This is a genomic window from Salimicrobium flavidum, from assembly GCF_900156645.1.
Classification (GTDB): domain Bacteria; phylum Bacillota; class Bacilli; order Bacillales; family Halobacillaceae; genus Salimicrobium; species Salimicrobium flavidum.
In genome coordinates, this window is sequence record NZ_FTOC01000001.1 from 572,187 (window position 1) to 584,045 (window position 11,859).

An 11,859-nucleotide genomic window follows, 5' to 3' on the forward strand; every position below is an offset into this window, starting at 1 on the left:
ATCATTCCATAAACGAAGGTATATAAAAATCCGAACAATGTTGTTCGGATTTTTATACGTAAAAGCAGTTTTTACCCCAGGCTCTTTTCATCACTATTCAACCTTCTAAGGTTTCATTCTTTTCTAACGTAAATCTATTCAATTCTTCCTGCATATCTGAAGAAACTTCTTCGAGATTTTCAGCCAGATGGTTCAACTGTTCCATCGCCGCCTGCGTCTCTTCAACGGAAGCAGAAACCTCTTCGGAGGAAGCCGCAGTTTCTTCCGTCACACCACTGATTTCATTGATATGTGCAGATAAATCATCTTTTCTTCCATTTATGTTTTTCATTTCCTTCAATATGTCATCCATTGCTACGACACTATCTGTAATATGAGTAAACAGATTCTCAAAAGAATGTTCCGTTTCATTTACAGCTGTCTTCTGTGAATTTACAACTCCCGTCGCCTCTTCAATAAGCTCAACGATATCATAAGTCCGCTTCCTCATTTGAGCAATCATTGATGACACATCTTTTAATGCAGCCTCAGATTGTTCCGCGAGTTTCCTTACTTCTTCAGCAACAACAGCAAACCCCTTCCCTGCTTCTCCGGCACGAGCAGCCTCAATCGCAGCATTAAGTGCTAACAGATTCGTCTGTCCTGCTATGGATGATATGGTTCCCACTACGCTGTTAACGTTATCGGAACTTTGCCTCAATTCTTCGATAGCATTCTTCATCTGCTCTGTAACCGATTCTGTGTTATTCGATTGTTCTCTCAACCTTTCGACAATTGCCATCGCTTCTTTCGAACGGCCGGATAACTCATCGGATCGTTTCTTCATACGCTCACTTCTTCTCACTGCCTCTTCGATGGAACGGGACAGTTCATCGGCAGAAGTTACACTATGATCCATTCTTTCTGCCTGGTACTGGGCCCCGGATGCTATCTCCTGTACTGCATTTGAAATTTCTTCAGCAGAGGCTGAGTTTTCTTCAGCGTTTGCAACTACATCCATGGAGGTGGACTGAACCCGTCGCGATGCATTACTGACTTTTTCCAACAATCCCCGGGTAGCTCCTAGCATTTCATTATATCCCCGGGCCAAGTCTCCGATTTCATCATTTCTATCTGTGGTGGAGATTGCGGTAAAATCTCCTTCCCCTGCTCTCCCCATAGACTCCTGGAGCTCCTGTATAGGTCGCGTGAATTTTCTCGTGAAAAAGTATGCCAAAATGAATGCTAAAGCAAATATCAGGACCAGGGTAACGCCTATCGGAACTATTATTTCATTGCTTGAACTATATATATCAGATAAAGGTAACGCACCTGCCATCTTCCATCCAGTCTGATCATTCGTTACGTATGAAATAATCCGCTCATCAGTTCTCAGCGTACCTTTTTCGCCTTCCATAGAGCTGTAAAATGACTCTCCTGTAGCTTCTGCACCGATCTTCTCTTCGTCAGGATGGTATGTAAATATCCCTTCCTCATTAATGATCATCGCATTTCCGTTACTACCGAACTCTATAGAATCAACATTTTCAAACAACGAAGTGACACGAAAATCTATCGCAAACACACCATATGTACCATTCTCAGAGCTGATTTCTTTAGCAGCGCTGACGATAGTATCACCGGAAGCTGCGTCCTGGTAGGGGTTAGTCCAAACCACATCCCCCGGAGCACTCAAAGATTTTTCATACCAGGGACGAGTAGTCGGATCATAATCCGGCCCCAAATCGACTTCCGGGTATATCAACATTTCCTGGTTTTCCTGCACACCCATATAAACATTCAGAACATCAGGATGAGCTTCCTGGATCGCCTGGAAGTGTTCTACGATATTTGCACGTTCTTCTTCCGCATTTAGAACCATCGGGTCATCCGCGACTGTGTCTGTATTGTGTGCAATACTCGTAAATAACGTTCGGAATGAGTCGTTCATAAGTTCTGTCTGTTGCTCTACATCATTCTTCATCGTATTTTCAGTGCTGGATAGATTAATCCAATAGCTGACACCCGCAACAACGACTCCAGTTAGTAACACCAAACTCATAAATGATAGCAGAAACTGTCTCTGCAGTCCTTTCTCATAAATCTTTCTATTTGATTTCACATCCATCCCCCTCCAATTCATTGGCCTGACTAATTACTTATATCGACGGAATTTTCTTTATATTTATTCCCATACAAAAAAATCGCAGGAAACCTGCGATTTTCAGTTTAACGACTATTAAATTCGGTTATTTTATAGAGTAACTATAATGATTAGTTAGCTTCCATTCCGTTGTAGACTGCTGTAGTGAATTCTGCTCTCGTTGCTTCTTCGCCAACTTTGTATTCATTACGATCAAAAACTGGAGAGCGATCAATAGCATTCATCAAAACTACTGCATCATAAAACTCATATCCAGGCTTAATATTTTCATAAATATCGTGCGATTCTTCAAGTGGATATCCTTTCAAATCAAAAGCACGTTGAACAATTAAAGCCATTTGAGATTTCGTAAGATTTTCTTGAGGTCTGAAAGTTCCGTCTTTGAATCCGCCTACTACACCGGCTGCCTGAATCGCTTTGATATCTTCTTGGAATCTCGTCTGACCAATATCACTGAACCCTTCGCCAACATTGTTGAAGTCAAAGTGTCTGTTCAAGATTGCTGCCACTTGCCCACGAGTGATGCCTTCTTCCGGACGGAACGTTCCGTCAGTATGACCACTTACGATATCTCTCTGAGTCATGATTTCAATAGCATAGAATGCATCATGTTCTTTGGAAAGATCAGGGAAAAGATCACTCAATGGTGCTTTGCTTGCTGCAACATCTGATTCCCCGGAAAATGAACTCACGCGTTTCGCTCCTGCATATTTCGGTCCCCAGTACGGATTACTCAATGATACAAGTTGTACACCGCGACTGCTTGTTGCGTTATAGAACTGGTTGTTTCCTGCATAGATTCCTACGTGAGAAATTCCACGGCGATATGTATTTTTGAAAAATACCAAGTCACCTTCCTGAAGGTTCGAACGGGAAACTGATTTACCTGTACTGAACTGACCTAGCGTGTCTCTTGGAATTGAAATCCCCATCTTACCGAATACATACTGCGTAAAACCGGAACAGTCAAAACCACTTGGCGTCGTTCCACCGAACACATACGGTACACCTATGTATTGCTTAGAAACACTGTGCAATTTCTCCTCCGTGGCTGCGTCTGCCTCTTTCGATGGCAGTACAAGTACAGTTACAAAAGCTATGGCTACAAAAAACAAAACCTTCTTCAACATGACATCTCCACTCCTATTCCCCAATGTTTTTTCTCTTTTTTATCTGATTCTTTTTTTCTACCTTTTTTCAAGCACTGAACACAGTGTATCAAAAAAAATCTATTTTGCGCGTTACGTTTATATTACAAATGTTTATCATAATGAAACATAACCTATATATTCCCTTAATCAAAAAAGCCCTGAAGCTTGATATACCAAGCTTCAGGGCTTTTGTTACAGACGTAATAATAATTTAGGCCGCTTCCATAGAAGCAAGCTGATCACAACAGCACTCGCAATGAAGGAAGGAAGCATATAACCTCCATTGTAGAGTAACGAGTATAGCCACACAGGCTGATCCTCCGCCAACGAAGCGAAAAATACCATTCCCGCTACAAAGTGTGCAAGGAAACGAAGGGTACTACCAACGAATGTTCCCACTATAACGTAGATCAAAACATGTTTCAGATGGTTGTTTCTTGAATTTTTTTTGATCTTTGAAGCGACTATACCTGCAACCCCTATTAGAGCAAAAGCAACAATATAGTCAAGGAAAGCCTGTACGGGATGGACGATAAACGCTCCCGCAAAAAATTGATAAAAACCGAAAAGCAGGCCGGTAATCATCCCGCCGGATATCCCCCAGCGAAAAGCCATCAGGAAGACAGGGATCATTGCAAATGAAATCGATCCCCCTTGGAACCAAAGTTTGAGGGACAAGAACGGAAGGATATCCAGTAGAAAAGCCACGGCCGAGAAAATCGCCGCCTCCACAAGAAATAATACACGCTGTTGTTGCATAGTATCTCCCCTTTCTGAAGATACAAAAAAAGCAATGCCTAAGGGGAGGCTTTCTGATGGAGGTCCCCGCATTGCCCATCAAAAAAAGCCGCCATCCCTACGCCAGTATTAACTGACAGGTTCTAAGGGTCTGAACAGATTGTTCACTCTCAGCCAGAGGCTCCCCTTGAAGGCTTCTTATTCTACTACTTTTTTTGCCTTAATCAATTATAACGTATCACTATTCAGAGTTCAAAAGGATACATACAATACTCATTCTACTTTTGCATTCACGTGCCTGCTGAAAAATTCCAGACATCTTTCAATAATCAGGTCCTGATCATTATCAAGCGTAGCTACATGATAACTGTTTTCTAAATGAACAAGCTCTTTTTCCTCTGAAAAGGCCATATCAAATACTGTCTGACCGTTATCAGGGGGAACTACATGATCTTCTTCAGAAACGAAAACAATCATCGGTGCTTTGACTTCACTTAACTGCTCGTGAACTTTTGCCATCAGATTTCGTAAATGCTTAAGTGAGCGGACTGGCGTTTTATGGTAAGTAAGCTCTGACACATCTTTCTTCTTGATATCAGAACCTATGGAATCGACAAATCGAAGTTCGGATTTCGCCATCTGTACCATTTCAGGTACGTTCACGGCAGGATTGATGACTGCAAGACCATCTACATTTTTATTAGCAGCTAAATAAAGACTTAGTGTGCCTCCCAGGGAGAGACCGACTACGAATATTCGATTACATCGATTTTCCAGCCACGCAAATGCATTTTCGGCAGACTGGATCCATTCTTCCGCAGTCGATTGCTCCATATCTTCAGGTGTTGTTCCGTGACCAATCAACTTAGGACATACTACCGTATAACCTTCTTTTGCATAAGCTTCAGCTAAAGGACGCATACTTTGAGTCGTTCCGGTGAACCCATGCAGCACTACAATCCCTATTTCATTTCCTTCTTTGTAAAAAGCCTCGGCACCTTTCATGACTGATTCTCTCATTCCGACGAGTCCCCCTTATCTGTTTTTATTACACTATACCTTAATAGAGAGTGTATAAACTCTTTTTTCTGAATATATTCAAATGAACAGAAGGAGACTCATAGACATAACGACCATTCCGGCTACGACGCCGTAAATAGATAGATGAGCTTCCCCGTATTGTCTTGAGGCTGGCAACAGCTCATCCAGTGAGATGAACACCATGATACCTGCTACAGATGCGAAAAGAACACCGAACATAATATCGTTCAAAAACGGCATTAGAATAAGAAAAGCGACTACTGCACCTACCGGCTCGGATAAGCCGGATAAGAAAGATAATTTGAACGCTCTTTTTTTATTACCTGTTGCATAATAGATAGGCACAGAAACCGCAATACCTTCAGGAACGTTATGAATCGCTATGGCAATGGCGATAGCTACACCCAGGGAAGGATCCTGCAGAGCCGAAGTGAACGTTGCAATACCTTCCGGGAAATTATGGAGAGCGATCGCGAGTGCCGTAAATACCCCCATTTTCATAAGGGCAGGATCTTTGATCTCCGTCTGGCTTTTTGACATATCCTCCACTTTTTTGAGTTCGTGAGGGTTTCCTTCTTTAGGAATGAATTTATCAATAAGGGCGATGATGAACATACCCGCAAAAAACGAACCTGCAGTGAGCCATCTCCCCCCCTCTGGACCAAGTGCAGCTATAAGGGATTCCTGAGCCTTGAAAAATATTTCCACCATGGAAACATATATCATGACACCCGCAGAAAACCCGAGTGCTAAAGATAAAAATTTCGTATTCGTCGTTGATGTAAAAAATGCAAGTATACTACCGATGCCTGTGGCCAGACCAGCCATAAGTGTTAAACCGAAAGCCAAAAGTACATCTTCCATATTTATTCCTCCTTCCTGACACCACTATTGTAACCGCAGTTTTTCATTAGTGCAACTTTTTTAGTTCAGGTTATAATAAAAAGATGAAGGCAAAATAAAATTTTTTTGTCTTTTGCATATATAATCCTTTTCTTTCTCACCTAAAAACCCCGAACGCTAGTTAGCGTCCGGGGTTTTTTACATTAAGGTAATACGATTTTTCAGTTCAAATCTGGAGTAAGAATCGACGAGATATCAATTGATGTTAAACTGAGTGACCTTTGCTGCTCCTTTTAGATAGAAAGCTTCTACAGCATTCGTATACACTGCTACCCCGCTCTCGAGGAACCACCAGCTGTCGCGCTCAAGCTGTTTCGTAACAAATTCCGTAGCTTCGCGCTGATTCATTTCTTCACTGAGTTCCATTTCATACTCTACCTCACGACGACTATCCAACAGCAGGATTAAATCCCATTTTTTCTTAGATTCTTCAGCCATAATTTATACTCTCCTTCTTATGTAGATTCTCTTATTTTATACCCTCCTCGCCTTCATGTTAACCATGAAATTTCAATTTTCCGATATTGACTTATCTTATAGATACTATCATTCATCGAATACTCAGATTAATCATGGGTTCAGAGACTCCTACAGAAAAATTAAATCGGAATTTTCTAAAATATTTTACTTAACCTATTGACTTACTATTTCGTTGTTATATAATACAAATTAACAAATCAAACTGTTATGGAACAGATGATTGATTTATTTAAAAAGGGAGGTCGTTTCGTGAATGATTATCATTCTATAGGCAACTATTATGTAGATTCTGTTTTATACGAGTTCATCGAAGACGAGGTTCTTCCTTCACTTCCACTTTCTTCAAATGAAATTTGGAAAGGGCTTTCAGAAATACTTGATCACTTCTCTGAAAAAAATGAACTTCTGTTACAGAAACGAAAGGACATTCAGAAAAAAATTGATGAGTACCATTCTACCCCGTCAAATCAGGGGTATCAGGAATTCCTTGCTTCCCTAGGATACCTGGAAAAACAAAAACCTCCATTCAAGATTACAACAGCTAACGTCGACCCTGAAATGAAAAATCAGGCAGGTCCTCAGCTTGTAGTGCCACTTACAAACAGAAGGTTTTCTCTGAACGCAGCTAACGCCCGATGGGGGAGCCTATATGATGCCTATTATGGTACAGATTTAATCCCTGAAGCTCCCGGCATTGAAAAAGGTGATGCATACAATCCGGAAAGAGGAAAAGAAGTCATCAAACAGGGGCGATCCCGTCTGGATGAGTGGTTCCCTTTAACTAAAGGAAGCCATCTGGACTCTGTCCGTTACGCGATAGTTAATGGAGGTTTATGCATTGAATTGAAGGATCACTCGAGAGAGAAACTGAAATTTCCAGACTCATTCATTGGATATCAGGGTGATTGCCGAAAGCCACAATCCATATTACTAAAACACCACGACCTGCACATAGAATTACAGTTTGACCGGAACCACCCGATCGGCCAGATTGATGATGCCGGAATTAAAGATATCCAAATAGAATCGGCGATAACGAGTATCATGGATTGCGAAGACTCCGTGGCCTGCGTGGACGCTGCCGATAAAACAAATGCTTACCGGAACTGGCTCGGCTTATTAAAAGGAGATCTTCAAACTACCTTCGAAAAAGAGGGAAACGTCATTAAACGTTCTCTGCAAGCCGACCGTACTTATCGGACACCTGAAGATGAACAGATTACTGTGAAAGGACGCGCCCTCATGCTTATCAGGAATGTCGGCCACCTAATGAAAAATCCGGCAGTCTTAGATAGCAATAATGAACCTTGTTTTGAAGGATTGCTCGATGGTTTTGTCAGTAGCCTGATAGGAATGCATGATTTGGAAAGAAAGATAAATTCAAAAGAAGGGTCCATTTACATCGTAAAACCGAAAATGCACGGTTCCGAAGAAGTCGCCTTTACGAACGAACTCTTCAATAAAATCGAAGATGTATTAGGGCTCCCCCGTTACACATTGAAAATAGGAGTGATGGATGAAGAACGACGAACCTCACTTAATCTGCATAACTGTATCTATGAAGTGCAAAACCGCATCGTCTTCATCAATACCGGATTTCTGGATCGCACCGGAGATGAAATTCACACTTCTATGGAAAAAGGACCTGTACTACCTAAAGGAATGATGAAAGAAAGCGTGTGGTTGCAGGCTTACGAAGCTGCGAACGTCCGCACAGGTATCCGAACCGGCTTTATAAAACAAGCTCAAATCGGAAAAGGGATGTGGGCGAAACCCGCAAAGATGAAAGCAATGTTGAAGGAAAAAATCGGTCATCTGGAAGCGGGCGGTAACACAGCCTGGGTTCCTTCCCCAACAGCAGCGACCATTCACGCCATGCATTATCATGAAGTCTACGTCCCTTCTATTCAGAAAACCATTGATGAGACTGATCCGACAATGGATATGCTCGAAATACCAATTGCTGCCCCTCCGGAAAGTAAAGAAGAAATCATGCAAGAAGTGAGAAACAACGCCCAAGGAATTCTGGGGTACGTCGTACGCTGGATTGAACAGGGAATCGGTTGTTCAACAGTGCCAGATATTCATGATACCGGGTTAATGGAAGATCGTGCGACTTTACGAATTTCAAGCCAGCACATTGCCAATTGGATCAAACATGGAGTTATCTCAAGCGAGGAGGTCAAGGAAGTGTTGAAACAAATGGCAGAAGTAGTAGATAGGCAAAATAAAGATGATTCAAATTATCGACCTATGGCTCCTGATTTTAAACAATCCATAGCCTTCCAGGCCGCTTCCGATTTGATTTTTCTCGGTCCAAATCAACCTAACGGTTACACAGAACCGATATTGCACGAGCGACGCTTACAGTTCAAAGCCAATCAATTTTCCCAAACATTATAAGGAGGAGATCAATTATGGAAATGTATCAAAACTACAGTAACACTTGTCACAGATGCGGTATGGACCACAATAGTCACAAAGAAGCGGTTGAATGTTGTAATGACGCAGACGGCAACTAGTAAATATGAAAATGCCGGATCTTCCGGTATTTTCACCTATATTTTTTTATACTTACTGTTATATAACAAAATTCGAATTTTCAGGTGAAATCCTGCATTATATTCTAAGGAGAGATTATTATGAACAGAAAAGAACAGATTGAAAAGCTGAACGAACAATGGGAAAGCGAGCGTTTCAAAGGTGTAGAGCGACCTTATAGCCCGGAAGAAGTACTGAATCTAAGAGGCTCTGTAGTCATAGAACAGACTCTGGCACGTATGGGTTCCGAGCGTCTTTGGGAGTTACTGCATCAACGTAATTTCGTCCCTGCTCTTGGGGCACTGACTGGGAACCAGGCCATGCAGCAGGTGAAAGCAGGTTTGGAGGCCATCTATCTCAGTGGCTGGCAAGTAGCAGCTGATGCGAACCTTTCCGGACAGATGTATCCTGACCAGAGTCTCTACCCCGCTAACAGCGTTCCACAAGTGGTAAAACGAATCAATCAGACTTTTCAACGTGCAGATCAGATTGAACATGCTGAAGGAAAAGGATCAAAACATTGGTTCGCTCCGATTGTAGCGGACATGGAAGCAGGTTTCGGAGGACCTCTGAACGTTTTCGAACTCGCAAAATCCATGATCGAAGCCGGGGCGGCAGGAGTTCATCTGGAGGATCAGTTAGCTTCCGAGAAGAAATGCGGTCACCTTGGGGGTAAAGTCCTGCAACCCACACAAACGGCCGTTCGACATCTAATTTCCGCCCGTCTCGCCGCTGATGTTATGGACGTCCCTACTATAATCATCGCACGAACGGACGCTAATGCAGCGAACCTGATCACAAGTGACGCCGATCCTTATGATCATGAGTTTCTGACAGGAGAAAGAAGCGCAGAAGGTTTCTATCGCACTACTCCGGGAATCGATCAGGCGATTTCGAGAGGTCTGGCATACGCTCCTTATGCAGATTTGATCTGGTGTGAGACATCCGAACCTGACCTTGAGGAAGCACAAAAGTTTGCAGATGCAATCCATGAAAAATATCCGGATAAAATGCTTGCTTATAATTGTTCTCCCTCATTCAATTGGGAAAAGAAACTTGATCAGGAAACGATAGAGCAGTTTCAAGTCGAACTCGGCAAGATGGGATATAAATTCCAATTCGTCACTCTTGCCGGGTTCCATGCACTTAACCACAGCATGTTCGAACTAGCACGTAAATACAAAACTGATGGAATGGCTGCTTATTCCGAACTACAACAGGCAGAATTCGCTTCCGAACAAAACGGCTACACTGCAACTAGACACCAACGCGAAGTAGGTACGGGATATTTTGATGAAGTATCGATGGCAATTTCAGGAGGCACTTCTTCTACAACAGCACTCACAGGATCAACTGAAAGCGAACAATTTATTACGAACAAATAAATTTATCCAAGTCCGGAGTTCGTCTCTTCTATCCGGACATAAAAAAGGCACCCCAGTTATTCTGGAGGTGCCTTTTGATGGTAATATACTTATCCTTCGACGATTTTAACAACAACTTTTCTCGTTCTCGGTCCATCGAATTCACAAAAGTAAACACCCTGCCACGTTCCGAGTACTAAACTTCCTTTATCAATAATCAATGATTGAGCATGTCCTACCGTACTCGTTTTCAAATGAGAAGCTGTATTTCCTTCCCCGTGAAGATCTTTACGGTGCTCCCATGGAAAGACTTCATCGAGCCTCATCAGCATATCTTTTTGAACATCAGGGTCGGCATTTTCGTTTACAGTAATCCCGGCTGTGGTGTGCATTGATTGAACTACCACTACCCCATCTGTGACTTCATGTTTCTTCACACATTCTTCCACCTGTTTCGTGATATCCACCATTTCACTATGCGAAGATGTCGGTACAGATATTGTTTCCATCATGTTCCTTACCTCCCTTGAGATTTGGCATACGTTCTCAATTCTTCATAACGTTCATTCTCATTTTTGTGTACGTCTCTGAATGATTCCTCGAAAGATTGGGAAGAGATGTCGACCTCGAGTTCAGCTTCGTACACATAAGTAGCATTACCCTGAAGTTCAACACGATACTCCCCGTTTTCATGAACAATACAATTGACCATTCCACCTTTGTTCATGACCGTGATCGGTGTCTCTTTGTCGTTACCCGAAACGAGGACAGATACAATACTCGAAGCGGACATAGCTGTTCCGCAAGCGTTAGTGAGACCTACGCCCCGTTCATACGTCTGTACAAAAATTCTGTTCTTGTCAATCGGTTTCACAAAACTCACGTTCACGCCGCCGGGAAAAATCCCGGGGAGGTTATTCGCTTTTTGTCCGACTGTCTCAAGCGTCTCTTCTTCAAAATCCTCAACGACAGAAACTATGTGTGGGTTTGGTACGCTCAGAGCTGTAAAGGTTTGTTGATCAGTCAATTCCTTGATGGATACTTCGATTGCCTGTTCATTCGTCCAGTTCATCGGCAATGTTTCGGTCCGTAAAGATACCGGTTCAATGGCAACAGAGAATGTATCGATCCCCTCATAAATTTCCCCCACTCTCTCAACTGCCAGAACAGCTTTTTCCGTTTCAATATCGACTTTTTCTTCCCCGGACTCTTCGATTACATACCTCGCCACACAGCGCAGACCGTTGCCGCACATTTCAGCTTCTGATCCGTCTGAATTGAACATTCTCATTCTTGCCTTCGCTTTATCGCTCGAAAGAATAAACAAAATACCATCTGACCCAATTCCCTCCAGACGGTCACAAAGAAGAAGAGCCAACTCTTCTCTTTCTTCATCCGACAAAGTGCTTTCCAATTTTCTCTCATCAATCATAAGAAAGTCATTATCGGAGCCGTGACATTTAATATACGGAATATTCACTATAAGAAACCTCCCACC

Annotated in this window: 10 protein-coding genes and 1 riboswitch; of the genes, 2 read left to right on the top strand and 8 right to left on the bottom strand. The window is 42.4% G+C overall.

Annotation, left to right across the window (positions count from 1 at the left end; genetic code table 11):
• Positions 1–97: 97 nt before the first annotated feature.
• The 6 genes from BW944_RS02935 to BW944_RS02960 all read right to left on the bottom strand — a co-directional run bounded on the left by BW944_RS02935 (position 98) and on the right by BW944_RS02960 (position 6,414).
• Positions 98–2,101, bottom strand: a complete 2,004-nt coding sequence (locus BW944_RS02935) for a methyl-accepting chemotaxis protein (protein WP_159438131.1) — start codon at positions 2,099–2,101, stop codon at positions 98–100.
• 152 nt (positions 2,102–2,253) lie between these two features.
• Entirely contained in the window at positions 2,254–3,273 is a 1,020-nt protein-coding gene (locus BW944_RS02940) for a C40 family peptidase (RefSeq protein ID WP_076556839.1), read from the bottom strand.
• A gap of 213 nt (positions 3,274–3,486) precedes the next feature.
• Positions 3,487–4,053, bottom strand: coding sequence for an energy-coupled thiamine transporter ThiT (gene thiT / locus BW944_RS02945; RefSeq protein ID WP_076556840.1), 567 nt, complete (start codon positions 4,051–4,053; stop codon positions 3,487–3,489).
• A gap of 77 nt (positions 4,054–4,130) precedes the next feature.
• Positions 4,131–4,230, bottom strand: a riboswitch (TPP riboswitch).
• 75 nt (positions 4,231–4,305) lie between these two features.
• Complete coding sequence (locus BW944_RS02950) at positions 4,306–5,052, bottom strand: alpha/beta hydrolase (protein WP_076556841.1); 747 nt, start codon at positions 5,050–5,052, stop codon at positions 4,306–4,308.
• A gap of 78 nt (positions 5,053–5,130) precedes the next feature.
• Entirely contained in the window at positions 5,131–5,937 is an 807-nt protein-coding gene (gene zupT, locus BW944_RS02955) for a zinc transporter ZupT (RefSeq protein WP_076556842.1), read from the bottom strand.
• A gap of 234 nt (positions 5,938–6,171) precedes the next feature.
• Positions 6,172–6,414, bottom strand: coding sequence for a hypothetical protein (locus BW944_RS02960; RefSeq protein WP_076556843.1), 243 nt, complete (start codon positions 6,412–6,414; stop codon positions 6,172–6,174).
• Between the two features lie 291 nt (positions 6,415–6,705).
• Between BW944_RS02960 and BW944_RS02965 the strand changes: the two genes are divergently transcribed.
• Positions 6,706–8,859: a malate synthase G gene (locus tag BW944_RS02965; RefSeq protein ID WP_076556844.1), complete on the top strand. Its 2,154-nt coding sequence runs from the start codon at positions 6,706–6,708 to the stop codon at positions 8,857–8,859.
• A gap of 239 nt (positions 8,860–9,098) precedes the next feature.
• Positions 9,099–10,382 carry an isocitrate lyase gene (gene aceA, locus BW944_RS02970; protein ID WP_076556845.1) on the top strand — a complete coding sequence of 428 codons (1,284 nt, stop codon included), beginning with the start codon at positions 9,099–9,101 and terminating at the stop codon, positions 10,380–10,382.
• An 89-nt stretch (positions 10,383–10,471) separates the two neighbouring features.
• Here the strand turns inward: aceA and BW944_RS02975 are convergent, their stop codons facing one another.
• Together BW944_RS02975 and dapF are read right to left on the bottom strand one after the other, a co-directional pair.
• Positions 10,472–10,873 (bottom strand): secondary thiamine-phosphate synthase enzyme YjbQ, encoded by a 402-nt coding sequence (locus BW944_RS02975; RefSeq protein WP_076556846.1) that lies wholly within the window; start codon positions 10,871–10,873, stop codon positions 10,472–10,474.
• 5 nt (positions 10,874–10,878) lie between these two features.
• Positions 10,879–11,841, bottom strand: a complete 963-nt coding sequence (gene dapF, locus BW944_RS02980; protein ID WP_076556847.1) for a diaminopimelate epimerase — start codon at positions 11,839–11,841, stop codon at positions 10,879–10,881.
• Between the last annotated feature and the right edge of the window lie 18 nt (positions 11,842–11,859).

What these genes read in the sequence shown, in the direction of transcription:
- BW944_RS02975 (WP_076556846.1), bottom strand. Translation starts at nt 10,873, where the DNA reads ATGATGGAAACAATATCTGTACCGACATCTTCGCATAGTGAAATGGTG.
- BW944_RS02950 (WP_076556841.1), bottom strand. Translation starts at nt 5,052, where the DNA reads ATGAGAGAATCAGTCATGAAAGGTGCCGAGGCTTTTTACAAAGAAGGA.
- zupT (WP_076556842.1), bottom strand. Translation starts at nt 5,937, where the DNA reads ATGGAAGATGTACTTTTGGCTTTCGGTTTAACACTTATGGCTGGTCTG.
- thiT (WP_076556840.1), bottom strand. Translation starts at nt 4,053, where the DNA reads ATGCAACAACAGCGTGTATTATTTCTTGTGGAGGCGGCGATTTTCTCG.
- aceA (WP_076556845.1), top strand. Translation starts at nt 9,099, where the DNA reads ATGAACAGAAAAGAACAGATTGAAAAGCTGAACGAACAATGGGAAAGC.
- BW944_RS02940 (WP_076556839.1), bottom strand. Translation starts at nt 3,273, where the DNA reads ATGTTGAAGAAGGTTTTGTTTTTTGTAGCCATAGCTTTTGTAACTGTA.
- BW944_RS02960 (WP_076556843.1), bottom strand. Translation starts at nt 6,414, where the DNA reads ATGGCTGAAGAATCTAAGAAAAAATGGGATTTAATCCTGCTGTTGGAT.